General features: G+C 71.9%; 21 protein-coding genes. 14 read left to right on the top strand and 7 right to left on the bottom strand.

Going from position 1 to position 20252, the window contains the following annotated elements; genetic code table 11:
• Positions 1-21: 21 nt before the first annotated feature.
• Positions 22-198 (bottom strand): hypothetical protein, encoded by a 177-nt coding sequence (locus BX286_RS36560; protein ID WP_159036781.1) that lies wholly within the window; start codon positions 196-198, stop codon positions 22-24.
• A gap of 174 nt (positions 199-372) precedes the next feature.
• Here BX286_RS36560 and BX286_RS14430 point away from each other — a divergent pair, with 174 nt between their 5' ends.
• Genes BX286_RS14430 through BX286_RS14420 form a run of 3 tightly spaced genes read left to right on the top strand, consistent with a single transcriptional unit; the run spans position 373 to position 2030 of the window.
• The gene (locus tag BX286_RS14430; protein WP_199848320.1) at positions 373-924 is read left to right on the top strand and encodes an N-acetyltransferase; all 552 of its coding nucleotides are present in this window, start codon (positions 373-375) and stop codon (positions 922-924) included.
• Positions 925-981: 57 nt separating this feature from the next.
• Entirely contained in the window at positions 982-1338 is a 357-nt protein-coding gene (locus BX286_RS14425; protein WP_121015109.1) for a hypothetical protein, read from the top strand.
• Positions 1339-1382: 44 nt separating this feature from the next.
• Positions 1383-2030, top strand: coding sequence for a hypothetical protein (locus BX286_RS14420; RefSeq protein ID WP_121015108.1), 648 nt, complete (start codon positions 1383-1385; stop codon positions 2028-2030).
• On the opposite strand, the gene BX286_RS14415 is transcribed toward BX286_RS14420, so the two are convergent.
• A complete protein-coding gene (locus BX286_RS14415; protein ID WP_148710272.1) occupies positions 2005-2769 on the bottom strand; it encodes a hypothetical protein in 765 nt (254 codons plus the stop codon). The genes BX286_RS14420 and BX286_RS14415 overlap by 26 nt on opposite strands.
• Before the next feature lie 293 nt (positions 2770-3062).
• Here BX286_RS14415 and BX286_RS14410 point away from each other — a divergent pair, with 293 nt between their 5' ends.
• The 4 genes from BX286_RS14410 (at position 3063) to BX286_RS14395 (ending at position 8405) form a co-directional block, all read left to right on the top strand.
• Positions 3063-3746, top strand: a complete 684-nt coding sequence (locus tag BX286_RS14410) for a hypothetical protein (protein WP_121015106.1) — start codon at positions 3063-3065, stop codon at positions 3744-3746.
• Positions 3747-3838: 92 nt separating this feature from the next.
• Positions 3839-5254 (top strand): transcriptional regulator, encoded by a 1416-nt coding sequence (locus BX286_RS14405; protein ID WP_121015105.1) that lies wholly within the window; start codon positions 3839-3841, stop codon positions 5252-5254.
• Positions 5251-7086, top strand: coding sequence for a DEAD/DEAH box helicase (locus BX286_RS14400; protein ID WP_121015103.1), 1836 nt, complete (start codon positions 5251-5253; stop codon positions 7084-7086). The genes BX286_RS14405 and BX286_RS14400 overlap by 4 nt, the downstream gene beginning before the upstream one ends.
• Positions 7087-7205: 119 nt before the next feature.
• A complete protein-coding gene (locus tag BX286_RS14395) occupies positions 7206-8405 on the top strand; it encodes a DNA cytosine methyltransferase (protein WP_121015101.1) in 1200 nt (399 codons plus the stop codon).
• Between the two features lies 1 nt (position 8406).
• Here BX286_RS14395 and BX286_RS14390 read toward each other — a convergent pair whose 3' ends face one another.
• From BX286_RS14390 to BX286_RS14380, 3 genes are read right to left on the bottom strand one after another with little or no spacing between them, the layout of a single operon-like run.
• The gene (locus BX286_RS14390; protein ID WP_121015099.1) at positions 8407-8871 is read right to left on the bottom strand and encodes a very short patch repair endonuclease; all 465 of its coding nucleotides are present in this window, start codon (positions 8869-8871) and stop codon (positions 8407-8409) included.
• Entirely contained in the window at positions 8861-9703 is an 843-nt protein-coding gene (locus BX286_RS14385) for a NaeI family type II restriction endonuclease (RefSeq protein ID WP_187344139.1), read from the bottom strand. The genes BX286_RS14390 and BX286_RS14385 overlap by 11 nt, the downstream gene beginning before the upstream one ends.
• 53 nt (positions 9704-9756) lie before the next feature.
• Complete coding sequence (locus BX286_RS14380; protein WP_121015095.1) at positions 9757-10773, bottom strand: SEC-C domain-containing protein; 1017 nt, start codon at positions 10771-10773, stop codon at positions 9757-9759.
• A gap of 47 nt (positions 10774-10820) precedes the next feature.
• Between BX286_RS14380 and BX286_RS14375 the strand changes: the two genes are divergently transcribed.
• The 4 genes from BX286_RS14375 to BX286_RS14360 all read left to right on the top strand — a co-directional run bounded on the left by BX286_RS14375 (position 10821) and on the right by BX286_RS14360 (position 13921).
• Positions 10821-11711 carry a class E sortase gene (locus BX286_RS14375; protein WP_315974719.1) on the top strand — a complete coding sequence of 297 codons (891 nt, stop codon included), beginning with the start codon at positions 10821-10823 and terminating at the stop codon, positions 11709-11711.
• 88 nt (positions 11712-11799) lie between these two features.
• Positions 11800-12117: a DUF6412 domain-containing protein gene (locus tag BX286_RS14370; protein WP_398898516.1), complete on the top strand. Its 318-nt coding sequence runs from the start codon at positions 11800-11802 to the stop codon at positions 12115-12117.
• A 121-nt stretch (positions 12118-12238) separates the two neighbouring features.
• Positions 12239-12931, top strand: coding sequence for a YidC/Oxa1 family membrane protein insertase (locus BX286_RS14365; protein WP_121015093.1), 693 nt, complete (start codon positions 12239-12241; stop codon positions 12929-12931).
• Positions 12932-13063: 132 nt separating this feature from the next.
• Positions 13064-13921, top strand: coding sequence for a fumarylacetoacetate hydrolase family protein (locus BX286_RS14360; RefSeq protein WP_121015091.1), 858 nt, complete (start codon positions 13064-13066; stop codon positions 13919-13921).
• A 151-nt stretch (positions 13922-14072) separates the two neighbouring features.
• On the opposite strand, the gene BX286_RS14355 is transcribed toward BX286_RS14360, so the two are convergent.
• Positions 14073-15263, bottom strand: coding sequence for an ALF repeat-containing protein (locus tag BX286_RS14355; protein ID WP_148710271.1), 1191 nt, complete (start codon positions 15261-15263; stop codon positions 14073-14075).
• An 83-nt stretch (positions 15264-15346) separates the two neighbouring features.
• The gene (locus BX286_RS14350; protein WP_121015087.1) at positions 15347-16468 is read right to left on the bottom strand and encodes a Gfo/Idh/MocA family oxidoreductase; all 1122 of its coding nucleotides are present in this window, start codon (positions 16466-16468) and stop codon (positions 15347-15349) included.
• A gap of 56 nt (positions 16469-16524) precedes the next feature.
• On the opposite strand from BX286_RS14350, the gene BX286_RS14345 reads away from it, so the two are divergent.
• The 3 genes from BX286_RS14345 (at position 16525) to BX286_RS14335 (ending at position 20193) form a co-directional block, all read left to right on the top strand.
• A complete protein-coding gene (locus tag BX286_RS14345) occupies positions 16525-17964 on the top strand; it encodes an ROK family transcriptional regulator (RefSeq protein WP_261993422.1) in 1440 nt (479 codons plus the stop codon).
• 401 nt (positions 17965-18365) lie between these two features.
• Complete coding sequence (locus BX286_RS14340; RefSeq protein ID WP_121015083.1) at positions 18366-19160, top strand: hypothetical protein; 795 nt, start codon at positions 18366-18368, stop codon at positions 19158-19160.
• Between the two features lie 259 nt (positions 19161-19419).
• Positions 19420-20193, top strand: coding sequence for a GntR family transcriptional regulator (locus BX286_RS14335; protein ID WP_079427261.1), 774 nt, complete (start codon positions 19420-19422; stop codon positions 20191-20193).
• Positions 20194-20252 lie beyond the last annotated feature (59 nt).

The following is a 20252-nucleotide window of genomic DNA, read 5'->3' as shown; positions in this document are numbered from 1 at the left end:
TGCGATGAACTACTCACGAGGCTAACGCGGACGCCTGGAACCCCGGCGGACACCCACCGCTCCCAGCGCGAGCACGGCCCCGCCCACCACGGCGTCGGGCAGCGCCTCGCGCACCGCGCGCGGCAGCAGCGCCACGACCCCGAGGACGAGAAGGAAGGCGAGCGCACATCGGCCCGCCACCAGCAGCAGTCTGTCCACGGCTGCTCAACGCCCGGCGCCGCCCCGCGACACGCACACACGACGGCCGATTTGTCGGCACACGCCGGGTTCCTCCTATCCGCAGGTTCCGCGCCCCCGTCACCTACTTTCGGTTTCACCCACACTCGGCAACCACCCCGCCCCCCACCCATCCACCCACCCCCGGAGCCGCTCGTGATCTCCTACGGCCGCGCCGTCCTCGACCTCGCGGACGAACTCCTCGACGCCTACGCCGACGTCTTCTCCGCCCCGCCCTGGAACGAAGACGCAGAAACCATTCGCCAGTTCGCGGGCCGCCTCCACACCGACGTCCGCCGCCCCGGATTCCGTACCGCCTTCGTACAGTCCCCCGCCGGCGTCGACGGCTTCGCGACGGCCTGGCTGACCCCGGCCCCCTTCCCCGGGGGCCGGGGCTATCCCCAGGTCGCCGCGCAGCTCGGCCCGGACCGGGTGCGCGACCTGCTGGTCGGCGCCCTGGAGGTGGACGAACTGGCCGTACGGGCCTACGCACGCGGCACCGGCGCCGGCCGGGCCCTCCTCACGGAGATCACCGCCGACGCCCCCGAACACCGCGCGTGGCTCCTCACCTCACGCCTGGCCGAGGACACCGTCGCCACCTACCACCGCCTCGGCTGGCACGAGGTCCCCGCCCTCCCGGGCACCGAGACGAACGTGGTCGTCTTCCTCTCCCCGAACCACCCGGGCCGATCGGACCACCCGCACTGACCCCACCGCCACCCGAAAGAGACGACTGGACACGCCCACCCCGGGCATACCGGGGCCATGATCACCCACAAAGCAAGCACCCCAACCCCTACGCCCCCCACCCCCACATCCCCCACCCCCACATCCCTCACCCGCCGCCAGCTGAACCTCGCCACCCGCCACCAACTCACCACCGCCCGCGTCCCCCACACCACCATCACCTCCCGCATCCGCCCCGGCGGCCCCTGGCAACGCCTCCTGCCCCGCGTCTACCTCCTCCAGACGGGCCCTCCCGACCACCGCCAACGCGCCCTGGCCGCCGTCCTGTACGCCGCCGAACCCACCGCGGACCCCCTCACCGGCGACACCGCGGCCCTCACCGGCGGAGCCGCGCTCACCCTCCTCGGCATCCGCGACGCCCCGCCGACGTCCTGATCCGCAGCCCGCGCCGGCTCACCGGCACCCCTCAGGTCCGCCCCGTGACGACCGCCCGCTGGCCGGGCACCCTGGCCGTCTCGGGCGTGCCCAGCGCCCGCCCGGTCCGCGCGGCCGCCGACTTCGCCGCCCGCTGCCCGAGCGCCGAGCGGGTCCGCTCCGTGCTGGCCCAGGTCGTCCAGTGGGGCTGGTGCCACCCGCACGACCTCCACACCGAACTCCGCAGCGCCCGCCTCCTGTCCCGCCCGGCGATCCACGCCGCCGCCGGGGAACTCCTGGCCGGGGTCCGCTCGGTCGCCGAAGCCCAGGCCCGCGACGCCCTCACCGGCACGGACCTCCCGCCCCCGCTGTGGAACGCACGCCTCTACACCCCGGACGGCACCTTCCTGGCCAGCCCGGACGCCTACTGGCCCGACGAGGGCGTGGCCCTGGAGGTCGACTCGGCGGAGTACCACTACACCCGCGACGCCTGGCACGCCACCCTCCGCCGCCGCCTCCGCCTGGAATCCCACGGCGTCCTGGTGGTCAGCGCCACCCCGTCGATGATCCGGGACACCCCAGACGAAGTCCTCGCGGCCCTCCGCACCCTCCTCACCCTCACCACCCCCCGCCCCACCCCACCCACCGCCACAGCCCGCGGCCACCAACAGCTCGAGCTGCCCTGGCCTACTGATCGCGAGTCGCGGCCGTGAGCAAGTACTCGACGTCCTCTTCCCGGCCGGCGTGCCGCAGTGCGGCCACGATGTTAAGAACAGCCTGTTTGTCGGCCCGTTCGCTGGCACTGGTCAGGACGGATTCCGCAGCCTCGTCTAAACCTGCCGCCCGGCAGGAGCTGATGGCTTCGACAAGCTCTGGTGCGGAGAGGGTCCGTCCCGCGCGCCACAGCAGCAGGCCTGCGTCGCGACGCCTGCCGTCGGAAAGGAAGCCGGTAAGCGTCTGCATCTCGGTCCAGTCGGTATCGACGACGAGCGCGCGCGGCCGGTCCCCCTCCTGGAGGGGGACCGGCACGCGCTGCCGTGCGGAGGCCGCGAATACTGCAGTGCGGGTAAGTGCTCTGCCGTGGCGTAGGCGGCGTCTGCCTGCCCTGAGCGAAGGCCGAACGGGCGCAGGCTCGGAAACCGGTGAAGCCGGCGTTTCCGTCCCGCTCCCACCAGGCGGGGCGGCCCGGGGGTGAGGAACACAGGAGCAGTGCTGAACGCGGGCCAGGCGCCGCAACTCCAGCAGCTCCTCCAGCGAGCACGGCAGCGGCACGGCTGCTGTCCCGGCTGCTGAAACCTCGTCCTGGATCACTCTGTAGAACGCCCTGACCAGCGACTCGTCCGGAATGCGGCCGCCGTTGAGGTGGTTGGAAAGGCTGGTCGCCACGAGGAATCCCGACGCGGCGATCGCCGCCTGCGTGCGGGGGCTGCAATCGCGCAGCTTCCGCAGCACCAGGACGAACTCCCTGTGTGCCTGCGGTAGATCCGGAGGCAGCTCCTTCCACTTCCTGCTGCGCCGAGGCATCACGACTCCGTTCCCCTGTTGGCCAGTACACCGCCGAATTCTTCCGGCAGTCGGCCGCTGCGTGAACTGCCTGAAGTTTTCAACTGACCTCGAAATCGCGGCAGGTATGGCGTTGGGCTGAGCCGCTGAGTGACAGTTGCGTCGTTCGCCGACGCGGCCGGTAGGGGGTCCTCAGGCGCCGCGCGGACAGTTCGCGGTTGACGGGAATAAGGAGATAGGCAATGGCTCTTCCGTCCTGGGAGGACAAGAAGTTCGGCACGATGAAGCGTGCTGCGCTGTGGCTCGTTACGGTGGTGGGGGAAGGAAACGCATTCACGAAGGAGGACGTGAAGCGAGCGTTTCCGGGGGTGAGCCAGGCCGACCGCCGGGTGCGGGACCTGCGTGACTTCGGTTGGAGGATCGACACGCACCGGGAGGACTTGACGCTCGGTCAGCACGAACAGCGTTTTGTGTCTGCGGGAGAACCCGTCTGGGAGCCGGGCAAGGGCACCAGGCCGGCCACGTCCCTGAGCGATACCCAGCGCCGTGAAATCCTGGCACGGGACGGCCATCACTGCCGTTCCTGCGGCATCACCGCCGGCGAGATGTACCCCGGGACCTATGAGTCCGCCCAGCTTGACATCGCCCGGCGCCCGGTGGTCCAGCCGGACGGTGCCACCACTGTGGAGAACGTGGCCGAATGCAACCGGTGCCGTGTGGGCGGCCGGGGTCTGACCGCTGACCTCGGCAGCGTCCTGGTCCGGGTGGAACGCCTGGCGGGAATGGACCGCAAGACCCTGACCGACTGGGTAGCGGCGGATGCGCGGGAGTTCGCAGAGGTGGAGCGGCTCTGGGCCGACATCCGAACGCTGCCGGCCGACGCGAGGAACAAGGTCCGCGAATCCCTTGGCCTCCCGCCGGTCTGACAATACGAACACGGGGTCGCGTAGACAGCGCGGCCCTACCCGCCCCAACCCACCACGTATCCCACGGACATGCAGTCAGAGGAGAACGCACCGTGAGCATGGACTTCGGCCGGCCGCCCCGCGCCACGATGATCCAGGAGCTGGTCGAGACGCGGCTCAAGGAAGTCAGTGACGGCGGCGGGCTCCAGGAGACGCTGACGATCGAGTGGCGCACCAAGCCCTTGGTGGTCCAGGTCATCGACATGCCCATCGACCAGGTGTATTTCAACCCCGCCACGCACCGCATCCGCGCGCAGCGCAGCTTTGACCCAGAGCGTGATGCCCTGCTCACAGAAGCCCCGTGGAGCCCGGAGAGCCAGGAGTACCTCCGCTATCTGCTTCAGGCTCTGCCCTCGAACCCGGCCAAGCGGGACGGGGACTTCGACGAACTCAGGCAGAGCCTGAAAGACTACCGGCAGAACGAGCCGGGTCTCATGACCCGTGACGGGATCCTCGTCAACGGCAACACGCGGGTCGCGGCCCTGCGTGAGCTCGGAGTGCCCAGCGTCCGCGTCGGCGTCCTGCCGGAATCGTGTACCTGGGCGGACATCAACGCGGTCGAGTTGTCCCTTCAGCTCCGCCACGACACGCGCCGGCCGTATTCGTACATCAACAGGCTGCTCACCATCGAGGAGCAGGCCGCTGCTGGCCGGCCGCTCGCCGACATCGCGAAGGACTTCCGTATCCGGACGGAGACGGCCGAACAGGACCGGTGGGTGCTGTCCACCCTCAACGACCTCGTCACGCGTTCCAAGACTGGGTCGGCCCAGCTCAAGCTCATGGACTTCGAGGACCACCAGGAGAAGCTCCGTGAACTTCACCGGGCCTACGCGAAGGCGGCGCGCCAGAATCCCGGGCAGGCGGACCTGCTGAAGGAGAACAGGCTCGCGCTGATCGTCCTGGAGTTCTCGAAGACGGACGTCCGTCTCGCCGACGTGGACTTCCGCACCCGCTACCTGCAGCGGCACCTTCCCGAGCAGCTGCAGCAGGCTCCAGACCAGCCGGCGGCGGCCAGGGTTATCCCTGGGCTCAACCGCTCACTTCCGGGCGACAATCCGCAGGTGGCGGCTGCGAAGGCATTCACCAACACCCTGCTGCGGGCGAAGGCGGTGGAGCGGGCACCCGAGGGGGTGAGCCAGGAACAGTCCGACGAAGCGGCCGCGCTGTGGCAGCAGGCCAGAGAGGCGGTGAATGAAGCCCTCGTTCCAGCCGGCAAGGACGCGCGGGTGCGAAAGCGCAAGCAGGCAGCCCCCGACCGCCTTCACGACGCCGTCCAGGACATTGAGCAGTGCGTCACGGACATGACGCTCGCACGCGCCTCACGCAACCTGGACGAGGAGACGCTGGACGAGGCGATCCTTGCCCTCCGGACCAGCCTGAAGAAGCTGGCGCGCGAAGCCGCCCGCATCCAAGAGCCTGGTGACGGAGTGGTCTGGCTGCTGGACGCCGTGCGGCAGGAGGAGGCATGAGCGAGCCGTCGCTCCGCCTTGGCTTCGACATCTCCCGCACCAACGCCCTGCTCCGTGCCACTGAGCCGTTCGGTGCTGACCTGACGCACCTCGCCGCAGGTTTTCCGGTGGGCGGTCAGCGTGGGCCGCTGCTGCTGGAAGTGCCGCTCGACGACTTCTTGTCGGGCCTGCACGTCCTGTCGGACTGGCCGGATCCGGACTCCGTCGAGTGGGACGAGGAACTGCTCGCCCTGGTCAGTGACGTCCTCGACGACGCGGAACAGGCGTCCCGGTTCCTGGAGCACGGTGCGCAGGACTCTGCCGGCACCGAGTGCGCTGACAGCGGGGCACTGCCGCAGCAGGTGCTGGGGGCCGGCTGGCGCGCGGATCTCACCGCTTTCCAGCAGCGTGACATCTCCAGGCTGCTCGCGATGCGGCACGGCGCCAACTTCAGTGTTCCCGGTGCTGGCAAGACCCGTGTCGGCCTTGCGGTCTACGCGGCCATGAAGGAACGCGGGGCCGCACGGCGGCTTCTCGTGGTGAGTCCGAAGTCGGCGTACGAATCGTGGCTCTCGGAGAGCCGTGAGTGTTTCGATGCGCCTCCGGTGACCACCGTCATGGAGAAGACCCCGGATCCGCACGCGGAGATCCTGGTGGTCAACTACGAGCGTCTGGACCGCTCCCTGACGGGCCTGGCGGGCTGGCTCCGCGCGGCTCCTTCCATGGTGATCCTCGACGAAGCGCACCGGATGAAGCTGGGAGCGCAAGGCACGTACGGCAGCGCCTGCATGGCACTCGGGCCGCTCAGCCGCCGTCGTCTCATCCTGACGGGTACACCTGCCCCCAACGGGGCGAGGGACCTGGAGAACCTGCTCTCTTTCGTCTGGCCGGGGCACGGCCGCCGTGTGGTGACGCAGGCCGTGGCCGGCGGTGACCTCGCCCACGCGAGTTCCGTCCTGCGGCCGCTCTTCACCCGTACGACGAAGAAGGAACTGGGGCTCCCGCCGTTCCAGCCGGTCATGCGGACCGTCCCGCTCGAAGGCCTGCACCGGGAGATCTACGATGCCCTCGTTGGCCGCTTCACCGCCCGCGCAGAACTTTCCCGAGGGGACTTCGACGCACTGGGTAAAGCGATGCTCCGGCTGCTCATGGCGGCCTCGAGCCCAGCACTGCTGGTGGAAGGCAGCAGCAAGTACGAACCCCTGAATTTCCAGGTTCCGCCCCTGGAGGTGCCGGCTGGAGAATCGCTTTTCACGTTGCTTCAGCGGCTTCCCCAGCATGAGATGCCGCCGAAATACCGGGAAGTGCGGGACATCGTGTCCCGTAATGCGGCGGCTGGCCGGAAAACGCTGGTCTGGTCCACCTTCGTCCGCAACATCACCAGCCTTGAGGTGCTGCTGGATGAGTACCGGCCCGCAGTAGTCCACGGCGGTACTCCGGACCGGGAAGACCAGATCAGGCGCTTCCGGCAAGATCCCGACTGCTTCGTCCTGATCTCCAACCCGGCTACGCTCGGAGAGGGCATCAGCCTGCACCAGGACTGTCATGATGCTGTCTACGTCGACCGGGACTTCATGGCTGGCAGGTTCCTGCAGAGCCTGGACCGTATCCATCGCCTGGGTCTCGCCCCGGATACTGAGACCCGTGTCACGGTCCTCGCGTCAGAGGGCACGATCGACGAGGTGGTCGCGCTCCGGCTATCCGAGAAACTGGAGTTCATGGGGAGCATCCTCGACGACCCCTCAGTGCGGCAGCTGGGCGACCTGCAGGAGGAGCAGGCGGTGGCGGGCGGTATGGACGCGGCTGACGTGCGGGCACTGCTGGAGCACGTGGAGGCTGCGGCGGTCCGGTGACGCGCACGGGGCAGGTGTGCCGACTGGGTCCGGCGTGCCGGTCTGGGCTGGGGTTTCGCCGGGTGTCAGTGGCAGATGCGACACTGGCCTGTCTGCATCTGCCACACCAGGAGGACTCGATGGGTGCCAGCGATCACACGCTGACCTCGATTGAGATTTGCGCCGGCGCCGGAGGGCAGGCCATTGGCCTCCACCAGGCTGGCTTCAGTCATCTCGCACTCGTCGAGATCGATCAGTACGCGGTCGCAACGCTGCGGCGCAACATCGAGGCCCGGGACGGCTGGGAATTCGAACGCAAATTCTGCGACATCGTCCATGCGGATGTGAATGATTTCAAGCCCCTGGTCGACCTGGAAAGGCCGGTCGAGTATCTGGGCCGCCAGCTGCGGCGGGGAGAGCTCGGCCTCCTGGCGGGCGGAGTCCCGTGCCCCCCGTTCTCGCATGCCGGAAAGCAGCTGGGCAAGGACGATGAGCGTGATCTTTTCCCGCGGATGCTGGAACTCGTGGACGAGCTTCATCCGCAGGCCGTGATGATTGAAAACGTCCGTGGAATCATGGATGACAAATTCTCGGACTACCGTGACTGGGTGATCGCGCGTCTTCAGGGAGGGCGTGCCAAGGATCCCCAGACGGGCGTCGAGACCGATTTTGACGGCGCCGATTACAAGGTCTGCGGCTGGAACGTCATCGAGGCGAGTGATTTTGGCGTCCCTCAGCTCCGGCCGCGGGCCATTCTCGTGGCGATCCGGAAGGACGTCCTCGGAACCAGCGCGTTCCAGTGGCCTCAGCCCCAGGGGAGCCCCGTCACCGTGGCGCAGGCGCTCGGCCCGAGCATGGAGGCCCGCTACGCCCCGTACATTGCCCAGGGCGGGACGATCGGCCTGAAGGCCACGGACGCGCTCAAGCGCTGGCAGGGTATGAGCGGTGCCATCGCACCGACTCTCGTCGGCGGATCCAAGAAGCACGGCGGAGCAGATCTCGGCCCCAGCCGGGCCAAGGCGGCGTGGAAGGCCCTGGGTGTCAACGCTCTGGGTGTTGCCAACTCGCCCAAGGACGTGGAAGAGAAGAAGAGCCGCGAGCGCGATCTGTTCCGGGCGGAAGGGCCGATGCTGACAGTGGGCCAGGCTGCCCTCATCCAGGGCTTCCCGCCGGAGTGGGACTTCGAGGGCGACAAGAACCAGGGGCGCCTTCCGGGTAAGACAGCCCAGTACCGGCAGGTTGGGAACGCATTTCCGCCGCCTGTGGCGCGCGTGGTCGGAGAGGCCATCGCCCGGGTACTGAACGCTGCGGCCGGGAGCGGCCTGGGCGAGGCTCCTTAAGTCAGTCCGCCTCGGCCGGCCGGCCGCGGCGGTCCTGGACCATGGACACGATCGTGGCGGCACAGACGTCGGACTGCTCGTGCTCCCAGAACCGGAGCACGAGCCAGCCAGCCCGCTCCAGCTGCTGGTCCGTGTCGCGGTCCCGCGCCATATTCCGGGCCACCTTGTCCGACCAGTAGCCGGGATTGGTCCTGGGCGGCACATAGTGCTCAGGGCAGCCGTGCCAGTAGCAGCCGTCGATGAAAACGGCCACCTTCGCCCGCCGGAAGACGAGGTCGGCTGTCCGCCGGAGATCAGGCAGGGGACGGGCGGCGACCCGGTAGCGCAGCCCCTGCGCGTGGACCAGCTGCCGGATCACACGCTCCGGCTTGGTGTCGCGGCTGCGGATCGCCTGCATGTTGCGCCGCCGGGCAGCCGAGGAGGCCCAGGAGCCCTCGGGAGGCTGCCACGGGTTCTCACCCGTCATGAGCCCACCCTTCCTCCAGCCGCAGGGCCACCCAGTCCTCCGGCCCCAGAGTGATTTTGTGAGCGGCTGCGAGATCCTGCTGGTCCCGCCACTTCCCGCACAGCAGGGTAAGGCCATCCTTAGCCAGATGCTTCCTGATGTTGCGGGCACGCCGGAGCGGGTCAAGCTTGCCCGCGCCAACCGTCGCGATGACACTGCGCGGGATGACGTGCCCTTCCAGGTACCGGAACATCATGGCGAAGCGGTGTTCCTGGCCCGGATGCTTCGCCAGGACGCGGCCAGCCTGCTCCGTGGTGAGCAGGGTCAGGGGATTGACCGGCAACGGGGTCCAGTCGTACAGCGGAATGCTCCACCGGTCGCGGGCTTCGACGGCGAGGCCTCGCTTGCCGTCCTTGTTGCCCTTGCCCCGGTAGAGCCACGAGCGGTGGGCCCGGACCAGCCACGAGCGGTGCCGGCCCCGCCCGAGCTGTATCTGGGTACAGATGCACAGCTGGCAGTGCGCTTCCGACGGTATCGCCCAGTTCGAACCGACGGTCGCCTTGATGTCGACCGGCACCTTTGCGATGTGCGTGTCGAGCGGGCGCTCCTTCGGAAGCGAGAACGAGCGGAGAACCTCGTACTCGAGCTTTGCCCCCACAGAGGCCCTCTCGCCCGGGTGGACATCGGTAGAGAGCAGGTAGTACCGGCCGGTCCGTGCTCCGTCCAGGACATAGTCGATCGCGTTGGCGATGGCGCCCGTGTAGAGCCCAGCAACATCGAAGGGCCGCAGCCAGTCCAGGACGGCCTGGGCGTCCGCGTCATCGCCGGGCGCGAGCAGCGCATGCTCACCCACGTCGGTGTTCGTGCAGATTTCCCCTGGTTCCTGGAGGACGAGACGTCCTCTGCTCATACGTCTGCCGCCCCCGAGCTTTCCCCGTGGCACTCCGCGTACGGCTTGCCTGAGGTGCACCAGCAGGGGGCCGTGGGGGTGGGGGGCCAGGGGGTGGCTTTGCCTCGGGCGGCCAGGGTGGTGGCGTATTCCGCCAGGAGGGACGGGGAGGCCGGGGAGGATTTTTCCGATGCGGCGAAGGCCTCGTACGAGGGGACGCTGGCCGTGACGATGCCGAGGTTCGTGGTGCCCGAGGCGGCCAGGGTGCGCAGGGAGGACTCGACCTTCGCCAGGTGGGCCTCGTGGGTGGGGTACTCCGCCGCCAGGGTGGGGTAGCTGGTGAGGAGTTCGGCCAGTTCGCGGGCGGGCCAGTGGAGGATGGCCACCGGGAAGGGGCGCGAGAGGGCGGCGCGGCGGTCGCCGAGTTCGGCGCGCAGGCGGGCGATCTCGGCGCGGAGTTCCGCCGGGTCGTTGGAGCCCAGGGCCCAGATGCGCTTGGGGTCGTGGAGTTCGTCCAGCGGGATCGGGCCGATGTGGCGGGTGTCGGCGACCATGTCCCAGTCGTCGTGGGGGAGCGCGAGGAGCCGGCGGACGCGGTGGCGGCCCGTCAGGAGCGCGGTCGTGGCCTGGGTGAGGGGGGTGTCCTCCGAGGTGAGGAGGGCCGCCGCCTCCGTGAAGCACTCGTGGGAGGCTTCGAGCTCGTCGTGGGCCTCGAGGGCCTCCGCGATGATCTCCCAGGGGGCCGGGTCCGCGGGGGCGGCGGCGCGAATGCCGGAGATCAGGGCGCGGGCCTCGGCCTCGTGGCCGTACTCCCACAGGTTCGCGGCCTGGCGGGCCTTGATCAGGTGGGGGTTGGCGGGGGAGGCGGACAGCAGGCGGTCGTAGAGCGCGCTCGCGCGATCCCGGGCGTCGCCCAGTTCGAGGTGGGCCGCGGCCTGGAGGAGGAGGGGTTCCTGGTCCTCGGGGTAGCGGGTCGCCGTGCGGATGAGGCGCTCGGCTTCGGCGATGTGCTCTGCAGGCGTGTCGGGGCGCATGGTTCACACCGTACTGCCGCTGGTCAGTTGAGGGGGGAAGTCTTAGGGTGCCGGCCGTGCGGGATCAGGTGCGCGTGGTGGTGCAAGGGGGCGGTCGGCGGGCGGGCCGGGCCGGGTTCGCGCGGCTGCTGTGGGGGGCCGGTGAGGTCCTGACCACGGTGGGGGTGGTGGTGGCGTTGCTGGTGGTGCACCAGGTGTGGTGGACCAATCGGCAGGCCGTGGCCGGGGCGCAGGCGCAGGTCCGGGCCCTGGAGAGGGGATGGGCAGAAGGGGGAGGAGGGGGAGGAGGGGGAGGGGGAGGAGGAGAGGGGGCGGCTGGGGTGTCTGGGGTGGGGGAGGTTCCAGGGGTGGTCGAGGGGGGTTCTAGCGGGGGTTCGGGTGAGGGGGCTGGTGGGGGTTCCGGCGGGTCCGGGGCTTCGGCGGGGGCCGGGGGCGGTGGGAAGGGTGGGAAGCCCGCGGGCGGGGGTGCCGGGCCGGCGCGGGACGAGGCGTACGGGGTGTTGCGGATCCCCCGGCTCGGGCTGGCCGTGCCCGTCGCGGAGGGGGTCGACCGGCGGGCCGTGCTGGACAAGGGCTACGTGGGGCACTACCCGGGGACGGCGCAGCCGGGGGCGGAGGGGAACTTCGCGCTGGCCGGGCACCGGAACACGCACGGGGAGCCGTTCCGGTACCTGAACCGGCTGCGGGCGGGGGACGAGGTGTCCGTCGACCTGCGGGGACGGCGGTACACGTACGTGGTGGGGAAGGTGCTGGCGGAGACGAGGCCGGGGGACGTGGGGGTGATCGCGCCGGTGCCGCGCAGCGGGGTGAAGCCCGGGTACGGGTACGAGGAGGCCGGGTCGTACATCACGCTGACGACCTGCACCCCGGAGTACACGTCCAAGTACCGGCTGGTGGTCTGGGGGACCCTCAAGGGCGTTGTCGGTGGGAGCCGTTAGGATCGAGGAGCTGGTGTCGATCGTGAGTTCTGGTGTGGTGAGGGGGGTGGTTCGCGTGGGTCGTGCGGTTGAGGATCGGCGGTTCGGCGTGTCCTCCTTCTTGTTCCACGAGGGCTCCCGCGCCGCCCGGCTGCTCGTCGGGCTCCTGCTGCTCGGCGGGGTGCTGGGGCTGCTGTCCGGGGAGGCCGGCCTGGCGGCCGGGGTGGTCGCGCTGGCCGCGGCGGTCGCCGTGGGTGCGGCCGTGCTGGCGGCGGCGTGCCTCGTGCGGCCCGTTCCGCCGCACCGAATACGTACCGCGATCCGTGATCGCGAGCAGCGCACGGCGTTCCTGCCGCAGCGCGATCCCGACGCTTCGGGCCGGTCGCGGCCCAGGGCGCCCGGCCGTCTGGTCCTGACGGCCGCGTAGGGGCGCGCAGTGTCCGCTGCCTTCTGCTCTTCCTTCGACTGAACGCTGTTGTCGCCCCTCGTGGGTCGTCGCGCCGAAATGCACCTTTTCGACGTTTGACGAGACCCCTCGGAGGGCCCGCGTGTCCGTTTTCACTCATCTCGTTGCCGAGCTGGGCCGGCTCCTGGAGCCGGTACTGGCCGAGTCCGCGACCGCTGCCGCGATCGTGCTGTTCACCCTGCTCGTACGGCTCGCCCTGTTCCCGCTGGGCCGTGCCGCGTTCCGTGCGGCGACCCCGGGGGCGGGGTGTCTGCCGATGCTGCTGCAGCTGCCGGTGTTCTACCTGATGTACCGGTCGTTCTCCTCGGGGGACGAGCTGCTCGGCCACCGGCTGTTCGCCGCGCCCCTCGGGGCGCGGTGGTCCGGGGCGCTGGAGGCGGGCGGCGTGTTCGGGCCGCAGGGGCTGGTGTTCCTGGGGCTGTTCGCCGCGATCGCGGTGGTGGCTGCGTGGAGTGCCGTGCGGGGGCGGCGGGCCGCGGCGGCCGCGCCGGTCGTGGCGCCCGTGCTGCCCGTGCCGCCCTCCTCGGTGAAGGGGGCGGGCGGGGCGGCGGCCGCGCCGACCGCCGGGCAGCTGGCCGCGATGCGCAAGCTGGGCGGGGTGCTGCCGCTGCTGTCGTTCGGGACGCTGATCACGGCTGCCGTCGTGCCACTGGCCGCCGGGCTGTACCTGCTGACCACCACGGCCTGGTCGGTCGCCGAGCGGGCCTGGCTCCAGCGGCGGGCCGCTGCGGGGGCGGGTTCGGCGGTGGACGGAGCGGTGCGTTCCAGTCTGTGAACAGGGTCTTGCGGATGGGGCGGGCATCTTGGAGGATCAGCCAATCCTCCGATGGCCGCAACCCATCGGCCGGCCCTCGGGTGCCTCTGGCATGCCCGCGGGCCGACCACCCACGACCACGGGAGAATGCCCATGAAGCTGCTGCGTGTCGGACCCGCTGGGTCGGAGCGTCCCGCGCTGCTCGACCAGCACGGGACCCTTCGGGATCTGTCCGGCCTGATCACGGATGTGGACGGGGCCCTGCTGGCCGACGACTCTGTGCTCTCCCGCGTACGGGACGCCGCCGCGGCCGGTGAGCTCCCGGCGCTCGACGCGGAGGGGCTGCGCGTCGGCTCCCCGGTCGGCCGCATCGGCAAGGTCGTGGGCATCGGCCTGAACTACTTCGGGCACGCGGCCGAGATCGGCGCGGAGCCGCCGGCCGAGCCGATCCTGTTCCTGAAGGCCGCGGACACCGTGGTCGGCCCGGACGACACCGTGTTCATCCCGCGCGGCAGCGTGAAGACCGACTGGGAGGCCGAGCTCGGCGTCGTCATCGGCAGCACCGCCCGCTACCTGGGCTCCGCCGAGGAAGGCCTCGCGCACGTCGGCGGATACACCCTGGTCAACGACGTGTCGGAGCGCGAGTTCCAGATCGAGCGCGGCGGCACCTGGGACAAGGGCAAGAACTGCGAGACGTTCACCCCGCTCGGCCCCTGGCTGGTCACCGCCGACGAGATCCCGGACCCGCAGGTCCTGGACGTGAAGCTGTGGGTCAACGGCGAACTCAAGCAGGACGGCAACACCTCGGACCAGATCTTCCCGGTGGGCGAGGTCGTGCGGTACCTGAGCCAGTTCATGACCCTCTACCCCGGTGACGTGATCGTCACGGGCACCCCGGCGGGCGTGGCCATGGGCCAGCCGGAGCCGAAGCCGTACCTGCGGGCCGGCGACGTCGTGGAACTGGAGATCGCGGGGCTCGGCCGGCAGCGCCAGGAGTTCAAGGGCGCGTAGCTCAGGGGCGCCGAGGGCTCAAGCGGCCGAGGGTTCAAGGGGCCGAGGGTTCAAGGGCGCCTAGGGCCGCCGTAGGCGGAGGGGAGGGGGCGGGGCGGGCTGCCTGTGGGCGGCCGGCCCGCCCCTTCGTCGGGGGGGTGACCCGTGTGGGTCAGCCTTCGGCCGACGTGCGGCGGCGGCGGTTGGCCACGACCAGGCCTGCGCCCGCGGTGAGGGCGGCGGCGCCGGCGCCGGCCATCCAGGTGGTCTCCGAACCGGCGCCGGTGCTCGCGAGCGGGCCGGAGGAGGAGCCGCCGGCCGGGGCGGCGTTGCCGTTGCCCTTGCCGGTGCCCGTGGCGACGGCCTGCTGGGCGCCGTTGCCGGTGCCACTGCCCGTGCCGGTTGCGCTGCCGCCGCCGCCCGTGCCGTGGCCCTCGTCCTTGGCCCGGGCCACGTGCTGGCCGGTCTTGAGGAAGGCGGCGCGGTCCTCCGGCGTGCCCTTGAGGGCCGCGAGGGCGGCCTTCTTCAGCTCCGGGCCGGCCTTGGCGACCATGGACGCGATCTGCACCTTGTTGTCCTCGTCGCGCAGCTCGTGCTGGGTGGTCGTCACGAAGGTGCGCAGCTGCGCCGGGGTCGGGTTGCCTTCGAGGAGCTTGATGATCCCCTCCTTGAGGCCCGGGCCCGCGTCCTTGATCATCCCGAAGAGCGCGACCCGGTCGTCCTCCGCGCGGACCTTGTGCTGGCCGGTGGCGACGAACTCGCGGATCTGCTCGCGCGTGCCGTGGTCCAGCAGCTCGTTCACGGCCTGGGTGACGCCCCGGCCGGCGCCGTTCAGCATGCGCGCCAGCTCGACGCGGTCGTCCTTGAGGCGGGCCGCGTGCTGCCCCTCCTTCAGGAACTCCGTGTACGCCGCCTGGGTTTGCTTGCGGAGGGCCTCGATCGCGGCCGCCTTCACGGCGGGGCCGCCGTCGTTGTGGATCCGGGAGATCTTGACCTCGTCGTCGACGAACTGCTGCTCCGCCAGCTCGACCGTCAGGAACTGCCGCATCTCCGCGGCTGTTCCCTTGAGCGCCTTCGCGGCCGCCTGACGGACGCCGGGACCGCGGGCCGGGTCGGCGAGGATCGCTTCGATCGCCGCCCGGTCCTTCGCCGCCTGGGGGTCCTCGGCGGGCTTGTCCGCCGCCGGCTTCCCCTCAGAACCCTGGTCGGGCGCGGTCGGAGAGGGCGGGGTGGACGGGCTGGACGGCGTCGCCGACGCGCCGTCCGCGGCGAAAGCGGGCGAGGAGAGCAGGACGGCCGGGGCGATCGCGGCGGTGGCCACGATCGATGCGATCCGGGGCAGCTTCACAGGCGGGACGTCCATTCTTCACAAGTGTGATCATCGGCAGCTTGTGAAGGATAGATCGTTTCCATGCCCGCAAACCGTCGATTTTGCGACAGGTTGGATCACAGGGCGACGACCGACCCCTCACGGGACGAAACGCGCGCCGCCTCCAGCACCGCCAGGCAGTGCGCCGCCTCGTCGGCCGTGACCGGGGCCGGTCCGCCCGTGCGCAGCGCCTCCGCCACCGCCGCGTAGTAGGCCGGGTAGTCGCCCGGAACCGTGGGCACCGGATCGCCGCCGCCGGTCAGCGGGGATTCGCCCGAGCCGAGCCGCCCCCACAGGTGCTCCGGCTCCTCGCCCCATGCTGGCCCGCCCGCACCGCCCGGCCGCAGCCCCTCGCGCAGCGCGGCCTCCTGCGGGTCCAGGCCGTACTTGACGTAGCCCGCCCGCGAGCCGAGGACACGGAAGCGCGGGCCGAGCTGCGCGGCGGTGGCGCTGACGTAGAGGTGGGAGCGGATGCCGTTCGCGTGCGTGATCGCGATGAACGTGTCGTCGTCGGCCTCGGCGCCCGGGCGGCGTACGTCGGTCTCCGCGTAGACCCGTACGGCCGGCCCGAACAGCACCAGCGCCTGGTCGACGACGTGGCTGCCCAGGTCGTACAGCAGGCCGCCGATCTCCTCCGGTGCTCCGGACTCGCGCCAGCCGCCCTTGAGCTGGGGGCGCCAGCGCTCGTAGCGGGACTCGAAGCGCTGGATCTCGCCCAGTTCGCCGTCGGCGAGGAGGCGGCGCACGGTGAGGAAGTCGTTGTCCCAGCGGCGGTTCTGGAAGACGGAGAGGAAGGTGCCGGTCCGCTCGGCGAGCGCGGCGAGTTCGCGGGCCTCGGCGGCGGTGGCGGCGAGCGGCTTGTCCACGACCACGGGGAGGCCGGCGGTGAGGGCGGCGGTGGCGAGCGGGACGTGGGTCTTGTTGGGGGAGGCGATGACGACGAGGCCGAGGGAGTCCTCGGCGTCGCCGGTGCGCTCCCACAGCTCGTCGGCGGAGGCGGCGATGCGGACGCCGGGGTAGGCCTCGCGGGCCTGGGCCTGCCGGCCGGGGTCGGAGGTGACGATCGTGTCGAGGACGAGGCCCTCGGTCGCGGTCACGAGCGGGGCGTGGAAGACGGAGCCGGCGAGTCCGTAGCCGACCAGCGCGACGCGCAGGGGGGTGTGGGGGGAGGTGGAGGGGGAGGCTGGGGAGGCGTTCATGGGTTCCACTTTGGCAACAGTGTTGTGTAAGTGCAAGGAGGGTGGACAATGGGCGGGTGAACAGGGCGAACGTGGACGGTGGCCGGGGCGGAGTGAACCTGCCGGCGCTGCGCGGGCACAACGAGGCCCTGCTGCTGGACCTGCTGCGCGCCGCGGGCCCGCCAGGGCTGGGGCGCGCCGAGCTCGCCGCCCGGACGGGGCTCACCCCGCAGGCCGTCAGCAAGATCACCGCCCGGCTCACGGCCGAGGGCCTGGTGGCCGAGGCCGGCCGCGACGCCTCGACCGGCGGCAAGCCGCGCACCCGGCTGCGGCTGGTCCCCGGCGCCCGGTGCGCGGTGGGGGTGCACCTGGACCGGGACGAGCTCCGGGCCGTACGGGTCGACCTGGCGGGTGGCGTCGTCGAGCAGTGGAGCGGCCTGCTGGACTTCGGGGTCGGCCCGGAGGCGGTGGCGGAGGCTGCCGTACGGGCGGTCGGGCGGGTCTCGGGCGGGCTGGAGGCGCCGCTGCTGCTTGGGGTGGGCGTGGCCGCGCCGGGGCCGCTGGACTGGCGGACCGGGGTGCTGGGGCGGGTGACGGGCTTCCCGGAGTGGGAGGGGTACCCGTTGAAGGAGGTGCTGGCGGGGCGGCTGGGGGTGGCGGTGGTGGTGGACAAGGACACCAACGCCGGGGTCGCTGCGGCGGGGTGGGGTGCGCTTGACGGGGCGGGGGCGAGTGGGCCGGGGTCGGGTGGGCCCGCGTCGGGTGGGCCCGCGTCGGGTGGGCTCTGGTCGGGTGGGGCCGCGTCGGGTGGGCTCTGGTCGGGTGGGGCCGCGTCGGGTGGGCTCGGGTTGGCTGGGGCCGGTTCGGGTGGGCTGGCGTCGGGCGGGCTCGGGTTGGGTGGGCCCGGTTCGGGTGGGCTCGGGTTGGCTGGGCTGGCGTCGGGTGGGTCGGCGTCGGATGGGCTGGGTTCGGGGTGGCCCAGGGCGGGCGGGGCGCGTTCGGATGGGCTGGCGTCGGAGGGGTCGGCGTCGGGTGAGCTGGGTTCGGGCGGGCCCTGGTCTGATGGGCGTGGCTCGGGTTCTGCCGTGTACCTGCACTTCGGGACCGGGCTCGGGGCGGGGCTGCGGCTGGGCGGGGCGGTCTACCGGGGTGCGCGGTCGGGGGCGGGGGAGTTCGGGCACCAGGTGCTGCGGCCGGACGGGCCGCCCTGCCGGTGCGGGGGCCGGGGCTGCCTGGAGGTGCTCTGCCTGGAGGCGGTGGCCCGGGGCGACCTGGCGGGGGCGGCGCGGGTGCTGGGGGAGGGGGCGGCGAACCTGGTCGCGCTGCTGGACGTGGACCGGGTGCTGCTGGGGGGCCGGGTGGTGGCGGGGGCGCCGGAGGTGTTCGTGAGGGGGGTGCGGGAGGTGCTGGCCGCCCGGGCCCTGACGGCCGAGCCGCCGGTGGTGGGGCTCGCGCCGGCCGGTGTCGCGGAGGGGGCGGCGGAGCTGGTGCTGGCGCCGCTGTTCGGGCGTGGCTGAGCCGGCGGGTGGGCCGCGCGGCCCGGTTGGCCGGTTGTGCCGTGCGGCGTCGTTGCGTCGGCCGGCCGGGGTGCCACTGCGCGGAGCGGTCCCCTACCCGCCCTTCCACCGTTCGCCGGGGCGTTGCCCCGGCCCCTGTGGTGCTGGGCAGCCTCCGGGGGGGGCTCCGCCAGCCTCTCTCAGCTACCGCTGAGAGAGGTGCCCCCAGGCGGGGCTGAAGATGCGCTGGGCGACCCCTCGGGCCCCAACCCCCGGCACCCAGGGCCATCCGGGGGTAAACGGCGAGGAGTCGGGCGTGGGGGTGGGGTTGGGGTGTGGGGGCGTGGGAGGGTGCGGGCAGGGGCGGGGTGATTGTCGCCTCGTCCGATCATCACTCCGTCCGGCGAGCAGCGAGGTCTTCCATGCGACTGCGCAACGCCCCCGCCCTCACCGCCCTCCTCCTCGCCCTCGCCGCACCCTCCGCCACCGCGGACAACGGCACCGGCGGCGGCCCCCACCCCGCCCCCGCCCCCGCCATGCCCGCGCCGGCGTTGCCCTCCCGCGCGCGTGCCAGCTGCGGGGACGGCAAGAGCGGCGCCTTCCCGATCGGGGCCCGCATCCGTGGCGGGCCGTCGGTCTACCGGGCCGGCGGAGGCCCGCAGAGCTGGCTGCTGGACCTGACGAACGCCACCGGCGCCACCTGCACCGCCATCCACCCCGTGATCGTGTTCACCGACCCCGCCCGGGCCCTGCGCCCCGCCCACCTCCGCATGGAGTTCGAAGCCCCCGGCGGCCCCTTCCCCGTCAGCCTCGAACGCAGCGACCGCGACGAGATCATCGCCGTGTTCGACGGCAAGGACGCCTTCCCCGGCTTCTCCGTACCGGCCGGCGGCTCCGCCACCGTCAAGGTGCAGCTCGCCTTCGCCCCGGACGCCCCCCTCGGCGAGGTCGTCGCCGATGCCGCGCTGGTGCAGCGGAAGGGGGACGACGGGGAGTGGGTCGGCGAAGCCGGCGGGTACCGGTTCTCCGTGGAGGGCCCGGAGGAACCGCAGGATGCGGCCGCGGCCGAGGCCGCCGCGGGCTCGCTCGCGCACACCGGGCCCCGGGAGTGGGCCTACGGCGCCGGAGCCGTCGCCGCCCTGGCCGCAGGCGGCGGCCTGCTGCTCGGCGCCCGCCGCCTTCGCCGCACCCCGCAGAGCACACGCCCCTTGCGCTGAAACCCCCGTGCGGGATCCCGTCCGGGCCCCGCGTGCAGGCCCCGCGTCCGGGCCTGCGTCTGGGGCCCCGCCCAAGCCTCGCGTGCAGGCCCCGCCTCCGGGAGCTCGTCCCGGCCCCCGTCCCGGCCCGCGCCCGACCCCGCTGCCCCGCCCCGCCGCCCCGCCCCGACCCCGTTACCCGCCACCCGTCGCCCACTCCCCCCGCAGGTCAGGCCGCCCCCCACCCCTCCCGTACACCTCCCGCACGTACAGTCCGACCGTGGAAGAACAGAACCGGCACCCCGCCCCCCACCGCCCCGGCTCGCCCGTCCGCTCCGGGATCCCCGAGCACGGCCGCATCCCCAAGTACTACGCCGTCAAGGCCCGGATCGCCGAGCTCCTCGACGAGCTCGGCGAAGGCGGGGCGCTGCCCACCGAGCGGGACCTCGCCGAGCGGTACGAGGTGGCCCGCGAGACCGTGCGGCAGGCGCTGCGGGAGCTGCTGCTGGAGGGCCGGCTCCGCCGGGCCGGCCGGGGTACCGTCGTCGCCGGGCCCAAGCTGGAGCAGCCCCTCTCCCTCGCCAGCTACACCGAGGGCGTGCGCCGCCAGGGCCGCCGGCCCGGCCGTCACCTGATCGGCCTGGAACGCTTCCCCTGCCCGCCCGAACTCGCCCGCGGCATCGGCGCCGAGGCCGGTGAGCCCGTCTGGCACCTGGAGCGCGTGCTGCTCGCCGACGACGAGCGCGTCGGACTGGAGAGCACGTACGTCCGGGTGGCCCGCGCGCCCCGCCTCGACGTCGATTTCCAGCCGGACTCCTCCTTCTACGGGTACCTCCGCGACAGCCTCGGCATCTCCTTCGGCGACGCCGACGAGAAGCTGGAAACCGTCCTCGCCACCCCCCGCGAGGCCCTCCTGATCGGCACCCCGCCGGCGCTGCCGATGCTGCTCATCCACCGTTTCTCCCGGGACCAGGACGGCTGGCCGCTGGAGCGGGTGCGTTCGCTCTACCGTGGCGACCGGTTCAGCTTCACGACCCGCCTGCGGCCCGAATAAGCCCTGCGGCCCCGGAGGAAACGAAACGAAAGCTCCCAAACCAGACCGACTAAGATAAC

Source organism: Streptomyces sp. 3211.6, assembly GCF_003634815.1.
GTDB classification, from domain to species: Bacteria; Actinomycetota; Actinomycetes; order Streptomycetales; family Streptomycetaceae; genus Streptomyces; species Streptomyces katrae_A.
The sequence above is the reverse complement of the archived record's forward strand: the minus strand, read 5'-3'. Positions and strand labels throughout refer to the sequence as shown.